Below are 24,766 nucleotides of genomic sequence, written 5' to 3'. Positions count from 1 at the left end.
CCATGCCTCGGCGCGCGCGATCGACGCGCAAACCATCCACATCCCGCGGTGCCATCCCGCGAGTGGCCACAGATGCGGGCCAGGAGCGGCGTGTCATCTGCATTTCTGGCCACTCGACGGGGCCAGGGGCGCGGGGGTGGATCGCGCGCGGGGGACGGCGGGGCTGGGAGGATCGCGGGATGGGCGTGCGGGCGATGATCGGGCTGCTCGACCGGCGCACCCTGCAGGACATCGGGCTCGTGGTCGTGGCCGACGCGATCGTGGGACTCTCCTTCGGCGCGATCGCCGTCGGCGGCGGGATGCCGGTGTGGGTTCCGATCGCCATGTCGCTGCTCGTCTTCGCCGGCGGGTCGCAGTTCGCGGCCCTCGGCATCCTGCTCGCCGGCGGGGATCCGGCCGCGGCCGTCGCGGCGGGGCTCGTGCTCAACGCGCGGCTTCTCGCCTTCGGATTCGCGGCGGCGGATGCGCTGGGCCCCGGCTGGTGGCGTCGCCTGCTCGGCGCGCAGATCATCACCGATGAGTCGATCGCGTTCACGCTGAGCTCCGATGATCCCGACCGCCGCCGCGCGCTGTTCTGGGTGAGCGGCGTCGCCCTGTTCATCGCGTGGAACGTCGCGGTCGCGCTCGGCGCGCTGCTCGGCACGATCGTCGGCGACACGGATGCGCTCGGACTCGACGCGGCGTTCCCCGCCGTGCTGATCGCTCTCGTCGTGCCGGCGCTGAAAGACGCCGCGCTGCGCATCGCCGCGGCCGTCGGCGCCGTGCTCGCGGTCGGCGCGACGCCGTTCCTGCCCGCCGGGGTCCCCGTGCTGCTGTCGCTGCTCGCGCTCGTCGTGGTGCTGCGCTCGCGGTGGCGTCGCCGCGACGGCGACGGCGACGGGTCAGGCGGGCGAGGCCCCGCGGGCGGCGCGGCGGGGTCGGGCAGCGGGCTCGACGAGCTGGGGGATGCGCATCCCTTCGGCCCGGCGGGAGGCCTGCGATGAGCGCGATGGCGCTGCTGCTGCCGATCCTCATCCTCGCCGTCGGCACCTACGCCTTCCGGCTCGTCGGGCCCGCCGTGCACGGGCGGGTGCGCCTGCCGCGCTTCGTCGACGACCTGCTCGGCGACGGCGCGATCGTGCTGCTGTCGGCGCTGACGGTGACGAGCGCGGTGTTCGAGGCGGGGCAGTTCGCGGGATGGGCGCGTCCGATCGGCGTGGCCGTCGCGGTCGCGCTCGCGATCGTCAAGGCGCCGTTCCCGGTGATCGTGGTGAGCGCCGCGCTCGTGACGGCGCTGCTGCGGCTGATCTTCCCCGGCCTGGACGGCTGACCGGCGGCCGCCGCGCTCGCCGAAGAGCCCGCCGCGCTCGCCGCCCGCCGCGCCCCCGCGCTCGCCGGAGGTCGCGCCGCCGCGTTCGCCGGAGAGCACGCCGCCACGCTCCCCGCCACACCCCGCGGATGAACGTCACGCAGACCTCGCGCGACCGAAACATCCGCGACACGTGTCGTCCCTACCCTGTTCGGGGGTAGTCAGACCGTGCGGATTTCTCGACGACACCTGTCGTAACCCTTCCGTTCACCCCCCGGATGGGGGACTCTGGCTGTCTACTCAGGAATCCCCGAATCCCTCCAAGGAGAGTCATGCCCTCGAGCCGTGCCGGTGTGCTGAGAGGTGCGGTCGCAGCCGCTCTCGGCGCCGCACTCGTCGCTTCCGCGGCGCTCACTGCGTCCCCCGCCCTCGCCAGCACCGACGGCACGGGTGTCGTCATCAACGAGGCCTACCTGAAGGGCGGCAGCGCCAACGCCCCCTTCAACAAGAAGTTCGTCGAGCTGTACAACGGCGGTTCGACGCCGGTGGACCTCAGCACCTGGTCGATCCAGTACCGCAAGGCGGATGGCACCGGTGCGGCGACGTCGGCGATCAACCTCACGGGCACCATCGGGGCGAAGGACTACTATCTCGTCCAGTTCAACGGCAACGCGGCGACGGGCGCGGCTCTGCCCGGGTTCGACCAGGACGGCGGCGCCTTCCAGCCGAGCGGGACGAACGGCACCCTGTGGCTCGCGAAGACCACGGCGAAGGTCGACCCGGGCACCGGCGCGGTCGCCGGCAACGACCAGATCGCCGACCTCCTCGGCTATGGCACCTCGGCCACGTTCGAGGGCGCAGGGGCCGCGACGACGGCGAACTCCAATTCGACTCAGGACGCGATGACGCGCAACGCCGCTCACGCCGACTCCGACTCGAACTCGGCTGACTTCACAGCTCAGGCCACGCCGACCCCGCAGACGTCGGGCGGCACCACGACCCCGCCGACCGACCCGACCGACCCGCCGACGGATCCGACCGACCCGCCGACCGACCCGGGCACGATCACCGCGATCAAGGACATCCAGGGCACGACCGACTCGTCGCCGCTCGTCGGTCAGACGGTCACCACGCAGGGCGTCGTCACCGCGACGTACTCGACCGGCGGATTCAACGGCTACACGATCCAGACCGAGGGCACGGGCGGCGCGATCGACTTCGCCACGCACACGGCCTCGGATGCGCTCTACGTCTACTCGGCATCCACGGTCGGCAGCGTGAAGATCGGCGACCTGGTGCAGGTCACCGGCGCGATCAGCGAGTTCAAGGGCTCGACCGACAGCCGCTCGCTCACCGAGATCACGGTGTCGAGCGCCGCCGGCCTGAAGAACTTCGGCACCGCGACCGCTCCGGTCACGCCGGCGACGGTCGGGTTCCCGGCCACGGATGCGCAGCGCGAGTCGCTCGAGAGCATGCTCGTGCTGCCGCAGGGCGACTTCACGGTCAGCAACACCTACTCGACCAACCAGTACGCCGAGATCGGCCTGGCGTCGGGCACGACCCCGCTCATCACCCCGACCGAGATCGCCCGCCCCGGCACCGCCGAGTACACGGCGGCGGTCGCGGACAACGCCAAGCGCGGCGTGATCCTCGACGACGGCGCGAGCATCAACTTCCTCGCGAGCGGCAACGGCGGCAACAAGGACATCCCGCTGCCGTACCTCACGAAGGACAACCACATCAGCGTGGGCGCAGCGGCGACCTTCACCTCCCCGGTGATCTTCGACTGGCGCAACAACACCTGGAAGTTCCAGCCGACCACGCAGCTCACCGCCGCAGGCACCGCGCCGGCCACGTTCTCGAACGTGCTCACCGCCGCCCCGAAGACCCTCAACGGCGACGTGCGCATCTCGAGCTTCAACGTGCTCAACTACTTCCCCACCACGGGCGACTCGGTCGCGGGCTGCACCTCGGCCTACACCGACCGCGCGGGCAACAAGGTCACCGTGAACAGCTGCGGTGACGCGGGCCCCCGCGGTGCCTGGGATGCCGCGAACCTGAAGCGCCAGCAGGACAAGATCGTCACCGCGATCAACAAGCTGACCGCCGACGTCGTCTCGCTCGAGGAGATCGAGAACTCGGTCAAGTTCGGCAAGGACCGCGACTTCGCGCTGAAGACCCTCACCGACGCGCTCAACGCGGCCGCCGGCACGGATGAGTGGGCCTACGTCCCCTCGCCCGCCGCTGACAAGCTGCCGCTCCTCGGCTCGCAGGACGTCATCCGCACCGCCTTCATCTACAAGAAGGCCGTGGTCGAGACCGTCGGCGACTCGGTCGTGCTGACCGACAGCGCCGCGTTCACGAACGCGCGCCAGCCGCTCGCCCAGGGCTTCAAGGTCAAGGGCGCCAGCGACGCGACCGCGTTCCTCGCGATCGTGAACCACTTCAAGTCGAAGGGCTCGGGATCGGGCGCCGACGCCGACCAGAACGACGGACAGGGCGCCTCGAACGCCTCGCGCGTCGCTCAGGCGAAGGCCCTGCTGCAGTTCGCGAGCGACCGTCAGAGCGCGACGAGCATCAAGCGCGTCTTCCTGCTCGGCGACTTCAACGCCTACGGCAAGGAAGACCCGATCCAGGCGATCGTCGACGGCGGCTACACCGACCTCGGACCGCTCTCAGGCAAGTACAGCTACTCGTTCAGCGGTCAGAGCGGCTCGCTCGACCACATCCTCACCAACGCGGCCGGCAAGGCCTCGGTGACGGGCACCGACATCTGGAACATCAACTCCGGCCAGTCGATCGCCTACGAGTACAGCCGCTACAACTACAACGCGACGAACTTCTACACGGCCGACCAGTACCGCGCGAGCGATCACGACCCGGTCATCGTCGGACTCTCGCTCAAGGCCCAGCCGATCTCGCTGAACCTGCTCAACATCAACGACTTCCACGGTCGTGTGGGCACGCTCAATGCCGACGGCACCGCCACGGGCAACGCGGTGAAGTTCGCCGGCACGATCGAGAAGCTGCGCGCGGAGGCAGGGGAGTCGAACACGCTCTTCCTCTCCGATGGCGACAACATCGGCGCGAGCGAGTTCGCCTCCTCGACCGAGCGCGACCAGCCGACGATCGACATCCTCAACGCGCTCGACCTGAAGGCGTCGGCCGTGGGCAACCACGAGTTCGACGGCGGCTTCAGCGACCTGACCGATCGCGTGATCGGGAAGACCGCGAAGAACGCGAAGTGGGACTACCTCGGCGCGAACGTCTACAAGGAGGGCACCGAGACCCCGGTGCTGCCGGAGTACTCGATCCAGACGATCAACGGCCTCAAGGTCGGCATCATCGGCGCCGTGACCGAGGAGACGAAGTCGCTGGTCAGCCCGGCCGGCATCCAAGGCCTGACCTTCGGCGACCCGGTCGCTGCGGTCAACCGCGTCGCCGCAAAGCTCACCGACGGCGACCAGTCGAACGGCGAGGCCGACATCCTCATCGCCGAGTACCACGAGGGTGCCGGCGCCGGAACTCCGGAGAAGGCGACGCTCGAGCAGGAGGTCGCCGCCGGCGGCGCCTTCGCGACGATCGTCAAGGACACCAGCGCGAAGGTCGGCGTGATCTTCACCGGGCACACCCACAAGCAGTACGCGTGGGACGGCCCGATCCCCGGTGACTCGGTCAACACGCGCCCGATCATCCAGACCGGCAACTACGGCGAGAACATCGGTCAGGTCAAGCTGACGATCGACCCCGACACCAAGAAGATCACGGGCTACACGGGCGCGAACGTCGCCCGCATCGCCGCGGTGAAGCAGGGCACGGAGACCGACGCTCAGGCTGCGGCCCGCGTCGACAACGAGCTCGCGGCGACCTACCCGCGCGTCGCGGCGGTCAAGAAGATCGTGGATGCCGCGCTCGCCAACGCGATCACCAAGGGCTCGGTCAAGGTCGGCAGCGCGAGCGCCGACGTGACCACGGCCTTCGCCGGCGGCAACCGCGACGACCGCGCGAGCGAGTCGGCTCTCGGCAACCTGGTCGCCGACTCCCTGGTGGCCAGCCTGAAGTCGGCCGACCGCGGCGGCGCCACGATCGGTGTCGTCAACCCGGGTGGTCTGCGCGCCGATCTCGCCAAGGGCGACATCAGCTTCGCGCAGGCGAACGCGGTGCTCCCGTTCCTCAACAACCTGAACACGGTCACCCTCACGGGCGCCCAGTTCAAGGAGATCCTCGAACAGCAGTGGCAGACGAACGCGGATGGCAGCATCCCGTCGCGTCCGTTCCTGAAGCTCGGCCTGTCGAAGAACGTGGCGTACACCTACGACCCGACCGCGGCGCTGAACTCGCACATCACCTCGGTGACGGTCGATGGCAAGCCGCTCGATCCGGCCGCGAGCTACACGATCGGCACCTTCAGCTTCCTGGCGACCGGTGGAGACAACTTCCGCTCGTTCACCAAGGGCACGGTGCGCGACTCGGGTCTGATCGACCGTGACGCGTGGATCGAGTACCTCACGGCCAACCAGCCGGTCTCGCCCGACTTCGCCCGCCGTTCGGCGGCGGTGACGGGTGCTCCGAAGGACACGCTCGACCGCGGTGCGCAGTTCACGCTGAACATCGGCGGTCTCGACACCACGGCCCGCCAGGGTCTCGACAACACCTCGAAGGGCGCCCCGCTGATCACCGAGCTCACGGCCACCTGGCCCGGCTCGGCGGCCGCGCCGCAGAACATCCCGGTGACGGGTGGGGCTGCGACGGCGATGATCACGGTTCCCGCGGACGCCGTGGGCGCCACGAACGTGGTGCTGACCGCCAAGGAGACCGGCGCGAAGATCCTGGTGCCGGTCACGGTGAAGGGCGTCGTCGTGGTACCGCCGACCGAGCCGACGACGCCCCCGGTGGGCGCCGACGACAGCAAGCTGACGATCGACCTCCAGGGCAAGATCACGATCGACATCACCTCGGCGAAGCCGGGCTCGACGATCAAGATCAACGTCGGCATCGAGTTCGCCGGCACCTGGGTCTCGGCCTGGCTGCACTCGACCCCGGTCGCCCTCGGCGGCTGGCAGCAGGTCGCGTCGGACGGCACCATCTCGGTGACGATCCCCGCCGACGCTCCCGCCGGTGAGCACCGCATCGCGGTGCAGGATGCCGACGGCGACGTGATCGGCTGGAGCGCCTTCACGGTGCTGGCGGCCAACCCGGGCACGAACCCCGGAACGGGCGCCGGCAACGGCGGCACCGGCTCCGGCTCGTCGAACCCGAGCGCCTCGGGCTCGAGCGACCTGGCCGCGACGGGTATCGACGCCACGGCCGGCATGATCGGCGCCCTGGCGCTGCTCCTCGCCGGTGCGGCCCTGGTGGTCATCCGCCGTCGCCGCGCCGCGGTCGAGCGGTAACCCGGCTCATCCCGCACGCAGAAGCGGCCCGTCCCCACCGGGGCGGGCCGCTTCCGCGTTCCCGGGTCGCCCTCCGACCACGAAGGTGGGCATCCGCTCCGGAGGCGCTGAGTCGCCCGCGGGCGACGGATCCGACTTTCTAGCGTGGATGCGGCGGCCCTCCCGCTGTGAAGGGGTCGCCGGAGGAGGTCCCGTCTGTGCTGAGTCCGCTGCTCGCTGCGTCCCTGCCCGCAGAGTCCCTGCCCGCCGCATCCACGTCGACCGCTGCGGTCGCCGCTACGCCGATGATCGCCGTGCCATCGTGGCCGGCCTTCGCGATCGCGGTCGCCGTCGCGATCGTCGTGGCTCTCGTCGTCGCAGTCGTCGTCACCCTCCCGGTGCGACTGCTCGCGAGACGGCGCCGCTGGGAGCCGACCGCGCTGCGCCGCATCCGTCGTCCGTTCCGCGTGCTGCTGCTCGTGATCCTGCTCTGGACGGCCATCGAGGTCGCCCTGCCCGAGCGCACCTGGCTGCCCCGGCTCGAGCACGGCGCGAAGATCCTCGTGATCGCCGCGACGGCGTGGCTCATCGCCGGCGCCGTGTCAGCCGCGCTCGGCGGGGTGCTCGCGCGCTACCCGACCGACGTCGACGACAACCGGGTCGCCCGCCGCATCCGCACCCAGGTGCTGCTGCTGCGTCGCATCTCGATGGTCGTGCTGGTCGTGATCGCGGTCGGGGCGATCCTGCTGACGTTCCCCGGCGTCGAGGCCCTCGGCGGCAGTCTGCTCGCCTCAGCCGGACTCGTCAGCGTCGTCGCCGGCCTCGCCGCGCAGTCGACCCTCGCCAATCTGTTCGCGGGCGTGCAGCTGGCGTTCTCGGATGCGATCCGCGTCGACGACGTCGTCGTGGTCGAGACGCAGTGGGGCCGCATCGAGGAGATCACGCTGAGCTACGTCGTCGTGCACCTCTGGGACGACCGCCGTCTCGTGCTGCCGAGCACCTACTTCACGACCACGCCCTTCGAGAACTGGACCCGCCACAGCAGCGACCTGCTCGGCGCCGTCGAGTTCGACCTCGACTGGGGAGTCAGCCCGACCGCGATGCGCGACGAACTCGACTTCGTGCTCAGCCGCACCGAGCTCTGGGACCGCCGCACGAAGGTGCTGCAGGTCACGGATGCGGTGGGCGGCCACGTGCACGTGCGCATCCTCGTCTCGGCGAAGAACGCCGGAGACCTCTTCGATCTGCGCTGCTATGTGCGCGAGCAGCTCGTCGAGTGGGTGCGGCACAGCGAGCCGGCCGGCCTGCCGCGTCAGCGGGTCGAGATGGTGGATGCGGCGCCGGCCCGCCGCCGCGAGCCCCCGGCCGACACGGGCGGCCTGTTCACGGGCTCGGCCGACGCCGAGAAGCGCGGACTGAGCTTCACGCAGGCGATCCCGCTGCCCGACCCCGTGGAGGTGCAGGCGGACGCCGAGGCGCGCGAGCGCTGACGTCTCGCGGAGTCGCTCGAACGCCGAGGAGCGGGAGCGTCAGGCTCGGGCGAGGGTGCTCTCGAGGATCGACGTGAAGAACTTCAGGCCGTCGATGCCGGAGCGCATGGCCGCATCCGTGTCCGGTCCGAAGCCCGCCTCGACGGCGTGCTCGGGGTGCGGCATGAGGCCGACGACGTTGCCGCGCGCGTTCGTGAGCCCGGCGATGTGGTTGAGCGAGCCGTTCGGGTTCTTCTCCAGGTAGCGGAACGCGACCTGGCCCTCGCCCTCGAGGCGGTTCAGCGTCTCGGCGTCGGCGATGAAGCCGCCCTCGCCGTTCTTCAGCGGGATGGTGATCTCGTCGCCGGCGCTGAAGGCGTTCGTCCAGGCCGTGTCGGCGTTCTCGACGCGCAGGCGCTGGTCGCGGCAGACGAAGTCGCCGTGGTCGTTGCGGATGAGTCCGCCGGGCAGCAGGTGCGACTCGACGAGGATCTGGAAGCCGTTGCAGATGCCGAGCACCGGCAAGCCCTTGTTCGCGGCGGCCACGACCTCGGTCATGATCGGCGACTGCGCGGCGATCGCGCCGCAGCGCAGGTAGTCGCCGTAGCTGAAGCCGCCGGGCAGCACGATCGCCTCGACGCCGTCGAGGTCGTGCGAGCCGTGCCAGAGCGCGACCGGCTCGGCGCCGGCCAGACGCACGGCGCGCTGCGCATCCCGGTCGTCGAGCGAGCCGGGGAAGGTGACGACACCGATGCGCACGGCGGTTACTCCGCGACCCGCACGCTGACGACGTCTTCGATGACGCCGTTGCTCAGCAGCTCGTCGGCCAGCTCGCGGGCCTCGGCGAGCACGGCGTCCGTGACCTCGTCGACGGTGAGCTCGAAGCGCTTGCCGATGCGCACGCCGCTGAAGTGGCTGCGACCCTGCTTGCCGAGGGTGGTGGCGACGGCCTTGCCGGCCGGGTCGAGCAGCTCCGCCTTGGGCATGACCTCGACGACGATGGTGGGCACAGATCACTCCGTCAGTTCAGGGGAGGGGATGCGCCCATCCTACCGGCGCTCGGGCGGTGCACGATCGCGCAGCGATCCACGATGGATCAGCCGCGCGGCGATGACCGGGCGGGAGATCACTCACGCAGCGCGGCGGCGATGCCCTGGGCGAGGCGCCGGTAGCCGGCGGCGTCCGGGTGGAAGCGGTCGGCGGGGGACGCGGAGGCTCCGTCGATTCCGGGCGCGAGCGTCGCACCCCACGTGCGGCACACCCTGGCGGCGGTGCGGCGGAGCCCGGCGGCGTGCGCGCCGAGCGCGCACCGCAGCGGCTGCGGCAGCACCGCGAAGCGCTCGAAGTGCGGCGGCGCGACGACGATCACCCGGCGCCCGAGCCGATGCGCCTGCAGCGTGCGCACGATCGTCGTGAGGTCGCGGGCGAAGGCGCGCGTCGGACGCAGCTTCATCGCGTCGTTCCAGCCGACGACCACGACGACGGCGGATGCGGCGCTCGCCGCCGCCCGGTCGAGGAACTCGGCGCGGACCTCGGCGGCCGTCGCCCCGTTGCGGCCGAGGGCGAGCACGGCGCCGGACTCGAACCCCGCCTCATCCCCGGACTCGCTCCCGCTGCCGCTCCCGGCCCCGCGCTCGCGCGCGAGCGCCGCAGCCAGCGCATCCTCGACCCGGTCGACCCCGGTGCCGATCGCCGTCGAGTCGCCGAGCACCAGCACCTCGAGCCGCGGATCGGCGAGCTCGGCCGCATCCGGCTCCGGCGTCGGCGCCGCGAGCCGCGGCGTCGCCGCGCTCAGCCGCCGCCCCTGCGGCACGATCACCGGCGCGAGCAGCGCCGCCCACAGTCGCGTCACGCGCGCCTCCGATCCACGATCAGTCGTCGGAGTCGGAGGAGTCGGAGACCGGCGTGATCGGATCGGAGACCGCGAGCGACCACACCGCCACCCCGTGCAGGTCGCGATCCTGGGCGAGCTTCACCCGCAGGGCGAGCGAACGCGAATCCGACCACCACATGACGGTCCCGTCGGGCAGTGTCGCCGTCCACTCGCCGAGCTTCTCGTCGAAGGCCGCGACCGCGCCCGCCTCGGCGACGTAGCGTCGCGCCTGCGCCACGCTGACCGCCTTCGCGCCGACCGGTCCGCCCCAGCGGTAGCCGTAGCCGGCGACGCCGAGCTGCACCTGCTGCGGGTCGACGAGCTTCAGCAGGGCGTCGAGGGTCTTGCGCTGCCAGGGCAGATCGCCGACGGGGCCCGGGTCGTTCGGATTCCACGGACCGTGCAGGTCGTAGGCCATGAGCGTGAGGTGGTCGAGGCTCTTCGCCAGCCCCTCGACGTCGAAGCCGCGATCGCGGTAGCCGGCCTTGCTCGACGCGGTGGCGATCGCCGCATCCAGTCGCACCTCGGGGCCCACGGCCTCGCGCAGGTCGGCGGCGAACTCGACGAAGTCGTCGGCCAGGTCGCCGTCGATCGACTCGATGTCGAGCATGATGCCGCCGTCCCAGCCGTTGCCGTCGACCTCGTCGGCCAGCTCGCGGGCGACCCGCTCGCGGTTCTTCTTCGAGCTCAGCATCTGCTCGGCGAGCGAGCGGCTGAACCCCTGTCCCGGGCGGGAGTTGATGACGAGCAGCTGTGCGGGGATGCCGAGCTTCTTCGCCCTGTCGCGCTGCTTGAGCACGGCCTTGCTCGGCTTCTCGACGCCGACACCGCCCTCCTTCAGGTGCACGCCCTGAACACCCAGCAGCTGGATGCCGTCAGCGCTCTGGTCGATGAGGTCGACCTTCGCGTAGTCGGGCTGGAAGGCGAGCATCTCGAAGCGCGGCGCCGCGATGCCGCACCCCGAGAGCACGAGCGCGACGGCCGTCGCCGCGGCGGCGAGGGCGGCGAAGCGGCGGGCCAGCGGGCGCCCCGCGTGGCGGGCGGGGCGGACGGTCAGGCGGGCGGCGCGGCGTCGAGTCGGCACCCGACCATGGTGCCTCATGCCGATGAACGGAGTCCGGAAAACGGCGTGTGACGCCGGGTTTCGTCATGTGACGCCGTGGGGTGCGCGCGTTCAAGACCCCGCCTAGTGTCGCTCGCACCAGTTGATCCCGGCTCCGATCCGGAGCCGCATCCCGAGAAGGAGGACGCGATGACCCCCAGCAGCGTGACCGGTGTTCTGCCGATCCAGCAGATGGTGGCGAACGCATCCCCCAGCGCCTGGCGCGACGGGATCGTCGTGGAGTCCCGGGCGGGTTCGGTTGTGGTGGCCGCGCTCGACGGAGGGCTCACGACGTTGAGCACCGTGGTGGTCCCGGCGATCGGCGAACCGGTCGCGTTCCACCCCGTTGCCGAGCTGGTCGCCGTGGCCGGCGTGCGCTACCCGGCCCGCGCGGCATAGCCCGCGCGACGCCCCGCCGAGCAGGGCGCGGGCGTCGCGCGGAGCTGCGCTCGGTCGCCCCGTCGGGCTCAGCGATGCGGGTGGATGTCGCGGCTCACGCCATCGACGCCATCATCTTCGAGCAGCTGGCCACCATGGCCTCGCAGGCCATCATGCAGATGCGGCAGTGCTCGGCCATCTCGGCGTGAGAACGGCACTCGGCGGCGCAGGCCTCGCCCATCGCCATGCAGGCGCCCATCATGGCCTTCATCGCCGACATGTCCATGCCCGTCGGGCGCATCATCATCCGCATCGTCGTCGTGGCGACGTCGGCCATGTTCGCGCACATCGACGAGCAGCGGGCCATGCCGTCGCCCATGTCGGCGTCGGAGCACATCGTCGCGGCCACCGCGGCGGCCGAACACGCCTCCATGCACTCCTGCATCGCGGTCATGTCCATGTCCATCGCCATGTCGGCCTTCGACATCGACTGCATCATGTCGCTCATCATGCTCACGGGAGACTCCTTCGCATCGGATGCGGCTCCCGCCGAGCGGGGAGCCGCTGATCCGCACGCTACGCACTGTCGCCCGTGGCGCGCCAGAGCCCGGCGCCGATCTCAGCGCACCCTCACGGCATCCCTCGCTGCTGCTGAGCCGGCGGCGGTCAGCCTCGTGCGGTCTCGGTCTCCGGTGCCGCCAGCACGCGGATCGTGTTCGCCCACGGGTCGTCGAAGCTGACGGTGCGGCCGTCGTCGCGGGCGTCGATTCCGTAGTGGCGCATCCGCTCGCTCAGCTCTCCGACGGCGTCGGCGCCGGGCAGCACGATGTCGACCTGGCCGAGGCCGAGGGTCGGCTGGCGGCGGCCGGCGCCTCTGCTGTTCCAGACGTTCATGGCCATGTGGTGGTGGTAGCCGCCGGCGCTGACGAAGAGCGCGGTGTCGCCGATCTCGGCCGTGGTGTCGAAGCCGAGGCGCTCGACGTAGAACTCGCGCGCGGGCCCGATCGAGCCGACCGACAGGTGCACGTGGCCGATCTCGGCATCGCCCTCGCCCGGTGCGGCGAGGCCCTGCTCGGTGAGGTTCTGCTGCAGGAAGCGGTTCGGGTCGAGGAACAGCGTGGTCATCTCGACGCGGCCGTGCGTCCAGCTCCACTCGCTGCGGTCGCGATCCCAGTAGAGCTCGACGCCGTTGCCCTCGGGGTCGTCGAAGTAGAAGGCGTTGCTGACCAGGTGGTCGCTCGAGCCGCGGAAGGTGTCGGGATGCCGCTGGGCGACGCCGTAGACGGCGGCGGCGAGGGCGGCCTTCGAGTCGAAGAGGAACGCGGTGTGGAACAGCCCGGCCTCGTGCGGGCTCGCGTGCCGGAGATCGGGGGAGTGCTGCAGCTTGAGCAGCACCTTCGCGCCGCGGCCGAGCTCGACGCGGTCGCCGACGGCGCTGATGACATCGAGGCCGACGGCATCGCGGTAGTACGCCGTCATGCCGTCGAGGTCGGCGACATCGAGGGTGACGGCGCCCATCGCGGTGTCGGCGGCGAGGCGGTCGGCGCGGGTCGCGTGGGTGTGCGTCGAGTCGGTCATGTTCTCCTCAACAAAGATGCGTACGCATGGATTCCCGGCGCGATGGTGAGCGGCCTGGAACGACGGATGCGCTCCTCCCGTGGCGGGAGGAGCGCATCCGGTCAACCGAGGTGTCGGTTCGAGGGCGTCAGATCTGCTTCGACTCGTACTTCAGCGAGCCGTCATCCTGCAGCACGATCTGGCCGAGCAGGCTGACCGAGCGCACGTCGCCGGTCGAGGTGCCCGAGGCGGACCCGTTCGAGGCGTCCGCCTCGACGTGGTAGTGCCCGTCGAACAGGCTGATCACGCTGAAGCCCTTGCCGTCCCAGGCGCCGAAGTCGGGGTCGGGACGCGTCGTGACCGACCAGCGGATGTTCGTGTAGGTGATGCCGGGCGTCCCGTTGATCTTGAAGCCGCATCCGCCCGTCGGCGCCAGCACCTTCTGGTCGAAGCAGCTCTGCACGAAGGCGTCGATCGCCTTGTTCGCGGCCTCCTCGCCCGAGTCGCTCAGCTCGACCGAGAGCTTCGCCGACAGGTCGCCGCTGTCGACCGTGCTCTCGCTGAGGCCCGCGACCTCGACCGAGCCGGTCTCCCAGCTGAACTGGTCGGCGCCCTTGCCCGAGTAGTCGAACTCGTAGGTTCCCGGCAGCGCCACGAACTCGAAGCTCGAGGTCGCCTTCGACGTGTCTTCGGCCTTGAGCTCCTTGCCGTTGACGCTGAAGGTCAGGGCGGCGGGGGCCGAGGAGGTCGCGCGCACGGTCGGCAGCGCGTCGCCGCTGACCGCGTACTTGTCCCAGAACAGGTCTTTGCCGGTGGACTTGACCGAGAAGGTCTCGTTCGAGCTGGTGCCGTTCTTGTACTCGACGCGCGCGGTCACCGAGGTGCCGCTGGTGCGGCTGATCGTGTAGTCGGTGACCTGCCCGCCGCCCTTCTTGTAGACGGCGTCGTCGATGAGGGTGAGGTCTCCGCTGGGCTTCGGCGACATGGATGCGACGGCCGACTTCGCCTGGCCGGCCTTGAGCTTGTCGAGGAAGGCGCTGACGGCGACGCTCGGCGCGTGGTTCGCGGCGCCAATGCTGAAGAAGATGATGCCGCCGACGATCAGCAGCACGAGCGCCCCGCCACCGGCGACGAGGCCGATGATCAGCTTGCGCGCCGACTTCTTCGGGGCCGGCTGGCCGGACTGGCCGCCGGCGTAGGCGGCGTTCGGCTGCGCCGGGCCGCCGGGGCCGCCCGTGCCGCCCGCGAACTGCTGGCCGGTCGAGCCGGGGGCGGTGGCGTAGGGCTGCTGCTGGCCGTACTGCGAGGTCGGCTGCGCGGAAGCGGGCTGGCCGTACTGCGCGGTGGGCTGCTGCCCCGTCGCCTGCTGGCCGTACTGCGGCGCGGTGGGCTGCTGACCGGTCGACTGCCCGTACTGGGGCGTCGCGCTCGGCTGCCCGTACTGCGGGGCGGCGGGCCGCTGCGGCGCGGACGCGGCGGGCGCCTGCCAGCTCTGCTGCGGGTTCTGCTGCACCGACCACTGCTCGGCGCCCGGCTGGGCGGGAGCCTGCGGGGGCTGCGGAATCTGCTGGCCGTACTGCGGGGCCGTCGGCTGCTGCCCGGTGGACTGCGCCGGAGCGGGCTGCTGGCCGTACTGCGCGCCGTACGGCGACACCGGCGGAGCCGCGCCGGCCGGGGTGCTCGTGTCGCGCTGGGGGAGTCGCGCGGTGGTGGGGCGATCCTCGGGGTCGAGGTCGTCGTCCGACGACGGACCCGCGGGGCCGGCAGAGTTGTCGCTCATGATGATCCCTCTCCGGCGCGGGTGGGGTGGGTGCAGTGGGTGGGTGCAGGGTGCGCCGAGTGTCGGTTTACCTGGGAACTCTATCCGCGTGAGGAGAACTCCGACACGGGCAGGTGTCCCCATTAACCCGGACTTCACGCGGGAGCGCGACCGGGGTCGCACCGAGATCGCCGACCGTTCCGTGACATCCCGGAGGGCGGATGCCGCCGGCCCGACGAGGTGGCGGTCCGGCAGTATGGCGGATCAGCTCGCGAGACGCTCGATCAGCTCGCGGTAGCGCGCGGTCGTGCGCTCGACGATCCCCGCCGGCAGCACGGGCGGGGTGCCCTGCTTGTCCCAGTTCGCGGCGAGCCAGTCGCGCACGATCTGCTTGTCGAAGCTCGCCAGACGGTCGGGGCCTCCGGCAGACCAGCCCGCCGCATCCCAGTACCGGCTCGAGTCGCTGGTGAGCACCTCGTCGGCGAGCACGATCTCGCCGGTCTCGGGGTCGCGGCCGAACTCGAACTTGGTGTCGGCGATGATCACGCCGTGCTCGGCGGCGAGGTCGCTCGCGGCCGAGAAGATGCGGATGCTGAGGTCGCGCAGGGCGGTCGCATCCGCCTCGCCCACCAGCTCGACGGTGCGCTCGAAGCTGATGTTCTCGTCGTGCTCGCCGAGCGGCGCCTTGTAGGCGGGCGTGTAGATCGGCTCGGGCAGGCGGTCGCCGTCGCCGAGGCCCTCGGGCAGCGGGATGCCGCACACGGTGCGCGAGGCCTGGTATTCGACCCAGCCCGACCCGGTGAGATAGCCGCGCACGACCGCCTCGATCGGGAACATCTCCAGCTCGCGCACGAACATGGCGCGCGCCGCGACATCCTCGGGGAGGTCGGCGGGCAGGCCCGCCGGGTCGAGGTGGTTCGGCACGTCGAGGCGCTCGAACCACCAGCGGCTGAGCCGGGTCAGTTCGGCCCCCTTGCCCGGGATGCCGGGCTCGAGCACGAAGTCGAAGGCGCTGACGCGGTCGGTCGCCACCACGAGCATCCGCTTCGGGTGGTCGGCGTGACGGTAGAGGTCGCGCACCTTGCCCGAGTAGACGTGAGTCCAGCCGAGCTCGGCCAGCCGGACGTCGCCCGAGCCCGCCTCGGTCACTGCGCGACCCGCGCGGCGATGTCGGTGCGGAAGTGCGCGCCCTCGAGGTCGAGGCGCCCGAGCGCCGCGTAGGCGCGCTCGCGCGCCTGGGCGAAGTCGACGCCGCGGGCGACGACGCTGAGCACGCGTCCGCCGGTCGCGACGTACTGTCCGTCGACGAGCGCGGTCGCGGCGTGGTCGACCGTGACGCCCTCGGGCAGGTCGGCCTCGAGCTCGGCGAGCCCGCGGATCGGACGACCGGTGATCGGGTTCTCGGGGTAGCCCTCGCTGGCGAGCACGACCGTGACGGCGACGTCGCCGCTGAACTTCGGATACGGCAGGCGGCCGAGGCCGCCGGTCGCCGCCGCCGTGATCAGATCGGCGAGCGGGGTGTCGAGACGCGGCAGCACGACCTGGGTCTCGGGGTCGCCGAAGCGCGCGTTGAACTCGATCACGCGGATGCCGTCGGCGGTGAGGATGAGGCCGCAGTAGAGCAGTCCGACGAAGGGCGTGCCCTCGGCCTCGAGCTGGCGGATGGTGGGGAGCGCGATCCTGTCGACCACCTCATCCACGAAGTCCGCCTCGCTCGGCCAGCGGTCGCTCAGCCACGGCAGCGGCGAGTAGGCGCCCATGCCGCCGGTGTTCGGGCCGGCATCGCCGTCGAAGACGCGCTTGAAGTCCTGCGCGGGGCTCAGCGGCAGCACGTCGTGGCCGTCGGCGAGCAGGAACAGCGAGACCTCCGGGCCGGCCAGGTGCTCCTCGATGAGCACCCCGCCCTGCTGCAGATAGAAGGAGGCGTGGTCGAGCGCGGCCTGGCGGTCGTCGGTGACGAGCACGCCCTTGCCGGCGGCGAGACCGTCGGCCTTGACGACGTGCGGGGCGCCGAAGCGGTCGAGAGCGGCCTCGACCTCCTCGACCGTGTCGGCGTGCACGGCGCCGCCGGTCGGCACCTTCGCCGCCTCCATCACGCGCTTCGCGAAGCTCTTCGAGCCCTCGAGCGCGGCGGCCGCCTTGTCGGGGCCGAAGACGGGGATGCCGTAGCGACGCAGCGCATCCCCGACGCCCGCGACCAGCGGGGCCTCGGGGCCGATGACGACGAGGTCGACCTCGGAGTCGCGGGCGTAGTCGGCGACGAGGCGGCCGTTCGAGGCGTCGAGTTTGACCGTCTCGACAAGCGCCGCGATGCCGGCGTTGCCGGGCGCGGCGATGATCTCGTGGGCGTCGGGCTGGCTGCTGCGGAGGAGAGCGCGCACGATCGCGTGCTCGCGCGCCCCGGAGCCGAGGACGAGGATTCGCACCGGCACAGCCTACCTTTCGTGCGCGCCCGCTCCCGCCGGGCGGATTCGAGGCCGTCGTCGTCGGCGTGCAGTCCGGCGTCGGCGGGCATCGATAGCCTGACGGGATGAAGGCTCCGGAGACCTGGCTGCTGCTCGTGCACCGGGAGGGGCCGGCATCCGATCGATCGACCCCGAAGACGCTGCAGCCGTGGTTCGCGGGGCATCGCGCGTTCCACGAGGAGCTGCTCGCCGAAGGCAATCTCGTCGCCGCCGGGTCGCTGCCCGCCGCCGACGGCGAGGAGCTCACGATCGTGCGCGGCATCGACGCGGACGAGCTGCTCGCCCGCGCTTCCACCGACCCGGCGGTCGTCGACGGCCACCTGCTCGTCGAGGTGCGGCCGTGGATCGTCGTGCAGTCGGCTCTCGCGCGGCTCGACTGAACCCGCTCGGCTGAACCGGGGGCGCGAATCCGTCAGAGCACGCGCCGGGTGCGTTCTCAGCGTGGTGCCGCGTCGTCGACCGCGTGCTCTCGCGCGGGTGGGCGTCGGATGCCGGGGCTAGCGTTGCCGTATGGCTCGCGCGCGCATCCCCGACCCCGACGGCGTCGCCGGAGTGCGAGCGGCGCTCGCCGCGGCCGCTGACGGCGAGACCGCATCCCGCGACACGACGGCGCTCGCCGTGCGCTACCTGCTGCAGCTGCTGGCCGAGGATGCGCCGGGCAACAGCGTCGAGGTGCGGGTTCCGCCGTTCGGCGCCACCCAGGCGATCGAGGGCCCGCGGCACACCCGCGGCACCCCGCCGAACGTCGTCGAGATGGATGCCGCCACCTGGATCGCCCTCGCGACCGGCTCGCGGCAGTGGGCGGATGCGCTCGCCGCCGCCGAGGTCTCCGCGTCGGGATCGCGCGCCGACCTCACGGCGGTGCTGCCGGTGCGCTGGCAGCGCTGAGCGGCCTCGGTGTCGGTGTCCGCCTCGACGGTCTGTCGGCGGCCTGTCGGCGGCGGCCTTGGCGACGCGGATCGCGTGGTCGGAGCTCGCAGCGGGAGCGGCGACAATAGAGGGGTGAGCGACCCCCGCGACGACAGCATCCCGGCCGAGCCGGTGCAGCCGGCCGATCCCTCGCAGCCCGCTGAGCAGCGCGTGCGCATCCGCCGCGCCCCCAAGCTCGGGGTCTTCATGCTCGTCGGCGCCGTGCTCGGCGCGCTCGTGTCGCTCATCCTCACGAGCACCCAGAAGGCGGATCCGGCGATCGGCTTCGCGGCGACCGCCGGCTACTTCGCGATCTACGGTGTCGTCGGCGGTGTGCTGATCGGCGCGCTCCTCGGCCTGATCGCCGACCGCGTCTCGCGCCGCCGCGCGCACTACGTCGTCATGGAGCGCGAGGTCGTCGAGGAGCCGGAGTACGACGCCGAGCTCGAGCCGGCGGCCGACGACCGCACCGACGAGCGCGTCGCCGAGTTCGACGACGCCGACGCGCAGCCGGTGGATGCGGACGACACCGCACCCGAGCCCGACCTCGAGAAGCCGGCTGACGACGCGCGCTGAGCGCGCATCCATTCGACCGAGCGATCAGCTCGGCCCGCGACTCAGCTGAGCTGGTTCGCCTCGACCCAGTCGAGGTATTCGGGCGTGACCGTGCCGGTGATGTACTCGCCGGTGAAGCAGCTCTTCTCGAGCGACTGGATGTCGGAGCCCTCGAGGATGGCCGACTCCATGTCGGCGACCTCCTGGTAGATGAGGTTGTCGGCGCCGAGCTCGCGGGCGATCTCGGGGATCTTGCGACCGGAGGCGACGAGCTCGCGACGGCTCGGCATGTTGATGCCGTAGACGTGCGGGTAGCGCACCGGCGGGGCCGCGCTCGTGAAGGTGACCGAGTTCGCGCCCGCCTGGCGGGCCATGTCGACGATCTCCTTCGAGGTCGTGCCGCGCACGATCGAGTCGTCGACGATGAGCACGTTCTTGCCCTGGAACTCCGAGCTCATCGCGTTGAGCTTCTGCTTGACGCTCTTCTTGCGCTGCTCCTGCCCCGGCATGATGAAGGTGCGGCCCACATAGCGGTTCTTGTAGAAGCCCTCGCGGTACTCGATGCCCAGCTTGCGGGCGACCTGCATGGCGGCCGGACGCGACGAGTCGGGGATCGGCATGACCACGTCGATGTCGCCCGAGGGCACGTGCGTCGCGATCGTGTCGGCGAGGCGGTCGCCGAGGCGAAGGCGCGCGTCGTAGACCGAGATGCCGTTCATGATCGAGTCGGGGCGGGCGAGGTAGACGTACTCGAACGAGCACGGGATGAGCTGCGGGTTCGCGGCGCACTGGCGCGAGAACATCTCGCCGTTGCGGGCGATGTAGATCGCCTCGCCGGGCGCGACGTCGCGCACGAACTCGTAGCCGGCCGACTCGAGCACGAGCGACTCGCTGGCGACGATCCACTCGGTGCCGACGAGTCCCTCGCTGCGCTTGCCGAGCACGAGCGGGCGGATGCCGAAGGGGTCGCGGAAGGCCAGCAGGCCCTGACCGGCGATGAGCGCGATGGCGGCGTAGGAGCCCTCGACGCGCTCGTGCAGGGTCGAGATCGCGTCGAAGACCTGGCCGGGGTCGAGCTCGGTGCCGCGCACCTGCGCCTGCAGCTCGTGCGCGAGCACGTTCACGAGCAGCTCGGTGTCGGAGGAGGTGTTGAGGTGGCGGCGATCGATGCGGAACAGCTCGTCGGTGAGCTCGCGCGTGTTCGTCAGGTTGCCGTTGTGCACGAGCACGATGCCGTAGGGCGCGTTCACGTAGAAGGGCTGCGCCTCCTGCTCCTGCGATGCGTCGCCGCGGGTGGCGTAGCGCACGTGACCGAGGCCCATCGTGCCGAGCAGCGAGCGCATGTCGCGGGTGCGGTAGGCCTCACGCACCTGGCCCTTGGCCTTGTAGGTGTGGATGATCGAGCCCTCGCTCGTGGCGATGCCCGTCGAGTCCTGACCGCGGTGCTGCAGCAGCGAGAGGCTGTCGTAGACCTGCTGGTTGACGGGGCCGGAAGAGACGATGCCGACGATGCCGCACATGCGAGGAGCAACTCCAGATGGACGCGGGGTGACCCGTACCCGGCTGGGTACGGTCGATTGTCTCACGCAGGATCGTGCCGCGCCGACGCGCCCCTCATGCTGACGACGCCGTCGACGATCAGCTGCGGTCGCGCTCCCGATCAGCCGCGCTCGGCACCAGTCGCTCGACGATCGGTGCGAGCGCCTGCCGGTAGTCGTCGGGCTTCTCGCGCAGCAGTTCGTCGACCGCGATCGCGTTGTCGCCGATCCACCAGATGCCGGCCGTCGTGAGCGGCAGCACCTCGATGCGCAGATCGAAGTCGGCGTGCGTGCCGGCCGCCTGCTCGCGTTCGGCGACGAGCTCGCTCAGCACCCCCGCATCCGTGTCGCCGGTCTCGCCCGAGAAGGCGCGCTCGGCGAGGCGGATGCCGTACTCCTGGTGCGCGACATCGGCCCAGGTGCGCGCGTCGTCGAGATGCTTGTGCACGGCCGCCTCCCACGCGGGCGTCGCGTGCTCGGGCAGCGCGGGGATGCCGGCCTCGGGTTCGACGACCGAGACCCACCAGCGGATCCACGCCCATCCCGTCATCTCGTCGGCGGGGGCGGTGGATGCGGGAAGCCCGGTTCCGAGCAGCCGCGGCAGGCCCGAGGGGTCGATCACGCCGAGCGCGTCGCGCAGGTAGAGCGCGACGAGGACGTCGCGCGAGGCGTCTTCGCGAGCGCGCCAGGTGCTGGGACTGCCGGAGGTGTGCACGTGCTCACGGTAGGCGGTGGCGCCGACGCGGGGCGGGGTGTTCGCGGTCAGCGCGAGGCCGCCGCGGGCGTCGCGGGACCGGCGCGGACAGCGCGCTGCGGGACGAAGCGCACGAGATCGGCAAGGGCGGCGCGCGGCGGGACGGCGTGCCGTCGTCCGGATGGGGTAAGCGGATACTGGCGAGCCGCACGGGAAGAGGCGTGGGCGGGGCCGCCGTGCCACTGGGGCAGTATCCGCGATGGCGGCGGGCGGCGGGCGGCGGGCGGCGAGCGGCGAGCGGCGAGCGGCGGCGGACGGGGCGGGCGGACGCGGCGGGCGGACGGGCGACGGCCGGCGCGGCCGAGCCCGCCCCGCGCCGCCGGTACCCTTGACCCCGTGACCGACGCCCCCGCGAACACGCCCGCCGCGAACCCCTACGCCGCCGCCGGCGTCGACACCGCCGCCGGCGATCTCGCCGTCGAGCTGATGAAGTCGGCCGTCGCGCGCACGCACGGGCCCGAGGTGCTCGGCGGGGTCGGCGGCTTCGCCGGACTCTTCGACGTCTCGTTCCTCAAGAGCTTCGACCGCCCGCTGCTCGCGACCTCCACCGACGGCGTCGGCACCAAGGTCGCCATCGCGCAGGCCATCGACAAGCACGACACGATCGGCCAGGACCTCGTCGGCATGGTCGTCGACGACATCGTCGTGGTCGGCGCGAAGCCGCTGTTCATGACCGACTACATCGCCTGCGGCAAGGTCGTTCCGCAGCGCATCGCCGACATCGTCGCCGGCATCGCCCGCGCCTGCGCCGAGACCGGAACCGCTCTGGTCGGCGGCGAGACCGCCGAGCACCCCGGACTCCTGGGGCCCGACGACTACGACGTCGCCGGCGCCGCGGTCGGCGCGGTCGAGGCGGATGCGGTGCTCGGCGCCGACCGCGTGGCCGACGGCGACGTCGTCATCGCGATCCAGTCGAGCGGGTTCCACTCCAACGGCTACTCGCTCGTGCGCCACATCCTCGCCTCGAACTCGATCGGTTTCAGCGACACCTCCGCCGAGCTCGGCGGCGTCGTCGGCGAGGTGCTGCTCGAGCCGACCCGGCTCTACACCTCGCCCCTGCTGGGGCTGCTCGCCGACCCGGCGCTCGCCGGCGGCATCCACTCGATCTCGCACGTCACCGGCGGCGGTATCGCCGCGAACCTCGCCCGCGTGCTGCCGCGCGGCTCGTGGTCGGAGCTCGACCGCGCATCCTGGTCGCCGTCGTCGGTGTTCCGCGTGCTCGCCGACCTCGGCGGCCAGAGCCTCGAGAGCACCGAGGGCACCTGGAATCTCGGCATCGGCATGTTCGTCGTCGCCGCCCCGTCGGTCGCCGACGGCGTGATCGCCGGACTCGCCGCCGCGGGGATGCCCGCCTGGGTCGCCGGACGCGTGAACTTCGGCGCGGCCCCGACCGTGGCCTCGGGCGCGGACGCCTTCGAGCAGGGCGCCAAGGGCGTCGACGGCGGCGCCGTGCGCCTCGCGGGGGCGTACGCCGCCTGATCCGCGGTTCCCGCTGAGCGCTGAGGCCTGAGCGCTGAGCGCTGGGCACCGCGGCGCTGAGCCGCGCGCGGTGAGTTGCGCGAGGGGTGTCATGCAGCGCCGTTCGTCGCGCGCTCCGAGTGCGCATTCTGACGAGTCGGGTCCGCGACAGCTCGGAAGTCGCCTATCGAGCAGACGCGGATACTGGCGTGACCTGGGGCTGGCGGCGTCGACGACTCTGCTCCATCGCTCAAGCAGTACCGGCGACTAGAGCAGCGGGTCAGCGTGTGTGTGTGTGTGTGTGTGTGTGTGTGCGTGTGCTCGTCGAGGCGGCGGCGTGGTCGACGCTGACGCGCGCCGGCAACGCCCCTCGCTTGTCGTCACGCGGATACTGGGTTGTCGGTGCGCGGATACTGCTCAGCGCGGTCGTCGCGCCTCTCGGCGGGGTTCGACCTCGCCGTCAGCAGTATCCGCGGCGCAGGGACTGGAGCCCGCGCGGGCCCGACGCGGAGAGCGTGAGCACGAGCGCCGATCTGTCGCAAGGTGTCTCGCCGTGTCGCGGATCGGGGACATCCTCACCCAGGCGCGGATGCGCTCCCTAGCGTCAGCCGCATGACCGAGACGAACACCCCCGAGACCCCCGTCGCCGAGGTTCCCGCCGGCGACGCGACGACCAGCGCGGACACGGCCGCCAGCGCCGCCAGCGCCGGCGCGACGACGAAGAAGCCGAAGGCGGCCCGCGCTCCCCGCGCGAAGCGGGCGCCTCGCAAGGCCGCTGTCGTGAGCGCCGAGAGTGCGACGCCGTCGGCGATCCCGGCGGAGGCGGCATCGGCGGATGAAGTCTCGGATGCTCCGCAGATCGCAACCGCGAGCTTGGCGGCGACCACGACTCCGACGGCGGGTGTCGAGTCCGCTGCGACCCAGGCCGCGGACGCCGTTGCGAACGGGTGGATGGCAGAATCCGTGCCGACGCTCCCTCCGCAGCAGCCGACGTTCGCCGCTCCGTCGACCCCTCCTGCCCCGGCGAGCCCCTCGCGGGCCATGGGCATCGCGAGCATGGTGCTCGGCATCATCGCGTTCTGCGGCTTCGGGCTGGTCGCGCCGATCGGCCTCGTGCTCGGCATCGCGTCGTGGCGCAAGGAGCCGACCGCGAAGGGGTTCACGATCACCGGGCTCGCGCTCAACATCCTCGCGATCCTGACCTGGATCGTGATCGGCGTCGTCGTGGTGATCGGCTTCGCGCTCGCCGGCTACCGGGTCACGTTCCGCTGACCCGCGCGAGCGCGGAAGCAGCGCTCATCGCCCAGCGATCCGGCGGATGCGGCGCGAGCTCGGGTCGCATCCGCCGGGTCGTGCGGCGATCCTGACCGGGAGAACGACCTCAGTCGTCGTGCGGGTCGAGCACGAACACCTGGATCTCGCGCTCGGTCTTCTTCTGGTACTCGGCGAAGTCGGGCCAGGTCGCGACCGCGCGCTCCCACCATTCGGCGCGCTCGTCGCCGTGCACCTCGCGGGCCGTGTAGTCCTTCTTGACCTCGCGGTCCTGCAGCTCGACGTGCGGGTTCTTCTTGACGTTGTAGTACCAGACCGGCGGCTTCGGCGCCCCGCCGAGCGATGCGACGACGGCGTAGCGGCCCTCGTGCTCGACGCGCATGAGCGCGGTCTTGCGCAGCAGTCCCGACTTGGCGCCGATCGTGGTCAGCACGATCACGGGGCGTCCGCGGTTCTCGTTGCCCTCGGCGCCGCCGGAGCGCTCGATCAGCTCGGCCTGCTTGCGGGCCCAGTCGGATGTGGACGGTGCGTACTCTCCGCTCAATGGCATGCCAGGGGCAACCGGCGGATGCGGCGGGCCATTCCATCCGGTGTCGCAGCCCGCCTGATGTCGACAGCCCGCGGGCACGACAAAAGCGCCGGGGCGACCCGGCGCTTGCTGTCTGCTCGACCTCGGGGCGTGAGCGGTGACGACCTCAGGCGGTCTTGGACTCGTCCTCGTCGAGGTCGTCGTCACCCTCGGCGTCGTCGTCGCTGTACTCCGGCCACTTCTCGAGGTCCTCCTCGAGTCGAGGGTTGCCAGAGAGCTCTCGTTCGAGAGCGCCGTAGTTGGTGTCTGGGCTGAAGTACTTCAGGTCACGAGCGACCTTGGTGTGCTTCGCCTTCTGACGGCCCCGCCCCATGCGCGACCCCCTCGGTTTCAGGTGGTGGGTGAGTTCACAAATCTGTCCGGGAGTTTATCACGGAGCTCCGAGCGTCCCGCGCCGCGCCCGGGCTGCCAGACCCGCTCGCGGCGGG

General features: G+C 71.4%; 23 protein-coding genes. 10 read left to right on the top strand and 13 right to left on the bottom strand.

The genetic code is table 11. The features are described 5' to 3' along the window. Positions 1 to 179: 179 nt before the first annotated feature. The 4 genes from FJ657_RS02840 to FJ657_RS02820 all read left to right on the top strand — a co-directional run bounded on the left by FJ657_RS02840 (position 180) and on the right by FJ657_RS02820 (position 8,150). A complete protein-coding gene (locus tag FJ657_RS02840) occupies positions 180 to 983 on the top strand; it encodes an AzlC family ABC transporter permease (protein ID WP_181408844.1) in 804 nt (267 codons plus the stop codon). Next, entirely contained in the window at positions 980 to 1,309 is a 330-nt protein-coding gene (locus tag FJ657_RS02835) for an AzlD domain-containing protein (RefSeq protein WP_141162145.1), read from the top strand. Before FJ657_RS02840 ends, FJ657_RS02835 begins: the two co-directional genes overlap by 4 nt. A gap of 311 nt (positions 1,310 to 1,620) precedes the next feature. Further along, positions 1,621 to 6,681, top strand: coding sequence for an ExeM/NucH family extracellular endonuclease (locus FJ657_RS02825; protein WP_141162144.1), 5,061 nt, complete (start codon positions 1,621 to 1,623; stop codon positions 6,679 to 6,681). A gap of 197 nt (positions 6,682 to 6,878) precedes the next feature. Then, positions 6,879 to 8,150 carry a mechanosensitive ion channel family protein gene (locus tag FJ657_RS02820; RefSeq protein ID WP_255447097.1) on the top strand — a complete coding sequence of 424 codons (1,272 nt, stop codon included), beginning with the start codon at positions 6,879 to 6,881 and terminating at the stop codon, positions 8,148 to 8,150. A gap of 39 nt (positions 8,151 to 8,189) precedes the next feature. On the opposite strand, the gene purQ is transcribed toward FJ657_RS02820, so the two are convergent. From purQ to FJ657_RS02800, 4 genes are all read right to left on the bottom strand, one after another. Beyond that, entirely contained in the window at positions 8,190 to 8,888 is a 699-nt protein-coding gene (purQ, locus tag FJ657_RS02815) for a phosphoribosylformylglycinamidine synthase subunit PurQ (RefSeq protein ID WP_141162143.1), read from the bottom strand. 5 nt (positions 8,889 to 8,893) lie between these two features. Continuing rightward, positions 8,894 to 9,139, bottom strand: a complete 246-nt coding sequence (locus FJ657_RS02810) for a phosphoribosylformylglycinamidine synthase subunit PurS (protein WP_141162142.1) — start codon at positions 9,137 to 9,139, stop codon at positions 8,894 to 8,896. Between the two features lie 116 nt (positions 9,140 to 9,255). After that, complete coding sequence (locus FJ657_RS02805) at positions 9,256 to 9,981, bottom strand: GDSL-type esterase/lipase family protein (RefSeq protein WP_181408843.1); 726 nt, start codon at positions 9,979 to 9,981, stop codon at positions 9,256 to 9,258. 19 nt (positions 9,982 to 10,000) lie between these two features. Then, positions 10,001 to 11,086 carry a glycosyl hydrolase family 18 protein gene (locus FJ657_RS02800; protein WP_141162140.1) on the bottom strand — a complete coding sequence of 362 codons (1,086 nt, stop codon included), beginning with the start codon at positions 11,084 to 11,086 and terminating at the stop codon, positions 10,001 to 10,003. Positions 11,087 to 11,254: 168 nt separating this feature from the next. Here FJ657_RS02800 and FJ657_RS02795 point away from each other — a divergent pair, with 168 nt between their 5' ends. After that, entirely contained in the window at positions 11,255 to 11,503 is a 249-nt protein-coding gene (locus tag FJ657_RS02795) for a nuclease (RefSeq protein WP_141162139.1), read from the top strand. A 94-nt stretch (positions 11,504 to 11,597) separates the two neighbouring features. On the opposite strand, the gene FJ657_RS02790 is transcribed toward FJ657_RS02795, so the two are convergent. The 5 genes from FJ657_RS02790 to purD all read right to left on the bottom strand — a co-directional run bounded on the left by FJ657_RS02790 (position 11,598) and on the right by purD (position 17,224). Continuing rightward, positions 11,598 to 11,993, bottom strand: coding sequence for a four-helix bundle copper-binding protein (locus tag FJ657_RS02790; RefSeq protein WP_255447167.1), 396 nt, complete (start codon positions 11,991 to 11,993; stop codon positions 11,598 to 11,600). Positions 11,994 to 12,148: 155 nt separating this feature from the next. Further along, positions 12,149 to 13,060, bottom strand: a complete 912-nt coding sequence (locus FJ657_RS02785) for a VOC family protein (protein ID WP_255447095.1) — start codon at positions 13,058 to 13,060, stop codon at positions 12,149 to 12,151. A 127-nt stretch (positions 13,061 to 13,187) separates the two neighbouring features. Continuing rightward, positions 13,188 to 14,819 carry a flagellar basal body-associated FliL family protein gene (locus FJ657_RS02780; protein WP_141162138.1) on the bottom strand — a complete coding sequence of 544 codons (1,632 nt, stop codon included), beginning with the start codon at positions 14,817 to 14,819 and terminating at the stop codon, positions 13,188 to 13,190. Positions 14,820 to 15,062: 243 nt separating this feature from the next. After that, a complete protein-coding gene (locus FJ657_RS02775; protein ID WP_439653925.1) occupies positions 15,063 to 15,947 on the bottom strand; it encodes a phosphoribosylaminoimidazolesuccinocarboxamide synthase in 885 nt (294 codons plus the stop codon). Then, positions 15,944 to 17,224, bottom strand: coding sequence for a phosphoribosylamine--glycine ligase (gene purD, locus FJ657_RS02770; RefSeq protein ID WP_141162137.1), 1,281 nt, complete (start codon positions 17,222 to 17,224; stop codon positions 15,944 to 15,946). Before purD ends, FJ657_RS02775 begins: the two co-directional genes overlap by 4 nt. 104 nt (positions 17,225 to 17,328) lie before the next feature. On the opposite strand from purD, the gene FJ657_RS02765 reads away from it, so the two are divergent. The 3 genes from FJ657_RS02765 to FJ657_RS02755 all read left to right on the top strand — a co-directional run bounded on the left by FJ657_RS02765 (position 17,329) and on the right by FJ657_RS02755 (position 18,748). Beyond that, positions 17,329 to 17,643 (top strand): YciI family protein, encoded by a 315-nt coding sequence (locus FJ657_RS02765; RefSeq protein ID WP_141162136.1) that lies wholly within the window; start codon positions 17,329 to 17,331, stop codon positions 17,641 to 17,643. Between the two features lie 130 nt (positions 17,644 to 17,773). Beyond that, a complete protein-coding gene (locus FJ657_RS02760) occupies positions 17,774 to 18,151 on the top strand; it encodes a sterol carrier family protein (RefSeq protein ID WP_141162135.1) in 378 nt (125 codons plus the stop codon). A 114-nt stretch (positions 18,152 to 18,265) separates the two neighbouring features. Continuing rightward, the gene (locus tag FJ657_RS02755; protein WP_141162134.1) at positions 18,266 to 18,748 is read left to right on the top strand and encodes an MFS transporter; all 483 of its coding nucleotides are present in this window, start codon (positions 18,266 to 18,268) and stop codon (positions 18,746 to 18,748) included. Positions 18,749 to 18,789: 41 nt separating this feature from the next. On the opposite strand, the gene purF is transcribed toward FJ657_RS02755, so the two are convergent. Both purF and FJ657_RS02745 read right to left on the bottom strand, forming a co-directional pair. After that, positions 18,790 to 20,247, bottom strand: coding sequence for an amidophosphoribosyltransferase (gene purF / locus FJ657_RS02750; RefSeq protein WP_141162133.1), 1,458 nt, complete (start codon positions 20,245 to 20,247; stop codon positions 18,790 to 18,792). 118 nt (positions 20,248 to 20,365) lie between these two features. After that, entirely contained in the window at positions 20,366 to 20,980 is a 615-nt protein-coding gene (locus FJ657_RS02745) for a hypothetical protein (protein WP_141162132.1), read from the bottom strand. A 375-nt stretch (positions 20,981 to 21,355) separates the two neighbouring features. Here FJ657_RS02745 and purM point away from each other — a divergent pair, with 375 nt between their 5' ends. Then, positions 21,356 to 22,498, top strand: coding sequence for a phosphoribosylformylglycinamidine cyclo-ligase (gene purM, locus FJ657_RS02740; RefSeq protein WP_141162131.1), 1,143 nt, complete (start codon positions 21,356 to 21,358; stop codon positions 22,496 to 22,498). 591 nt (positions 22,499 to 23,089) lie between these two features. Continuing rightward, entirely contained in the window at positions 23,090 to 23,749 is a 660-nt protein-coding gene (locus FJ657_RS02735) for a DUF4190 domain-containing protein (protein WP_141162130.1), read from the top strand. Between the two features lie 109 nt (positions 23,750 to 23,858). Here the strand turns inward: FJ657_RS02735 and FJ657_RS02730 are convergent, their stop codons facing one another. Both FJ657_RS02730 and FJ657_RS02725 read right to left on the bottom strand, forming a co-directional pair. Next, entirely contained in the window at positions 23,859 to 24,299 is a 441-nt protein-coding gene (locus FJ657_RS02730) for a nitroreductase family deazaflavin-dependent oxidoreductase (protein ID WP_141162129.1), read from the bottom strand. 145 nt (positions 24,300 to 24,444) lie between these two features. Then, positions 24,445 to 24,651, bottom strand: a complete 207-nt coding sequence (locus tag FJ657_RS02725) for a DUF3073 domain-containing protein (protein ID WP_141162128.1) — start codon at positions 24,649 to 24,651, stop codon at positions 24,445 to 24,447. Positions 24,652 to 24,766: the final 115 nt, after the last annotated feature.

The sequence above is a fragment of the Schumannella soli genome, from assembly GCF_006517435.1.
GTDB classification, from domain to species: domain Bacteria; phylum Actinomycetota; class Actinomycetes; order Actinomycetales; family Microbacteriaceae; genus Schumannella; species Schumannella soli.
Note: the sequence above shows the minus strand (reverse complement) of the source record. Positions and strands in the feature narration are given on the sequence as shown.

Bases quoted from the DNA above. Each gene is read 5' to 3' on its own strand.
- purF (WP_141162133.1), bottom strand. From the start codon at position 20,247: ATGTGCGGCATCGTCGGCATCGTCTCTTCCGGCCCCGTCAACCAGCAG.
- FJ657_RS02785 (WP_255447095.1), bottom strand. From the start codon at position 13,060: ATGACCGACTCGACGCACACCCACGCGACCCGCGCCGACCGCCTCGCC.
- FJ657_RS02725 (WP_141162128.1), bottom strand. From the start codon at position 24,651: ATGGGGCGGGGCCGTCAGAAGGCGAAGCACACCAAGGTCGCTCGTGAC.
- FJ657_RS02835 (WP_141162145.1), top strand. From the start codon at position 980: ATGAGCGCGATGGCGCTGCTGCTGCCGATCCTCATCCTCGCCGTCGGC.
- FJ657_RS02840 (WP_181408844.1), top strand. From the start codon at position 180: ATGGGCGTGCGGGCGATGATCGGGCTGCTCGACCGGCGCACCCTGCAG.
- FJ657_RS02735 (WP_141162130.1), top strand. From the start codon at position 23,090: ATGACCGAGACGAACACCCCCGAGACCCCCGTCGCCGAGGTTCCCGCC.
- FJ657_RS02825 (WP_141162144.1), top strand. From the start codon at position 1,621: ATGCCCTCGAGCCGTGCCGGTGTGCTGAGAGGTGCGGTCGCAGCCGCT.
- FJ657_RS02795 (WP_141162139.1), top strand. From the start codon at position 11,255: ATGACCCCCAGCAGCGTGACCGGTGTTCTGCCGATCCAGCAGATGGTG.
- FJ657_RS02765 (WP_141162136.1), top strand. From the start codon at position 17,329: ATGAAGGCTCCGGAGACCTGGCTGCTGCTCGTGCACCGGGAGGGGCCG.
- FJ657_RS02760 (WP_141162135.1), top strand. From the start codon at position 17,774: ATGGCTCGCGCGCGCATCCCCGACCCCGACGGCGTCGCCGGAGTGCGA.
- FJ657_RS02780 (WP_141162138.1), bottom strand. From the start codon at position 14,819: ATGAGCGACAACTCTGCCGGCCCCGCGGGTCCGTCGTCGGACGACGAC.
- FJ657_RS02730 (WP_141162129.1), bottom strand. From the start codon at position 24,299: ATGCCATTGAGCGGAGAGTACGCACCGTCCACATCCGACTGGGCCCGC.
- FJ657_RS02790 (WP_255447167.1), bottom strand. From the start codon at position 11,993: ATGATGAGCGACATGATGCAGTCGATGTCGAAGGCCGACATGGCGATG.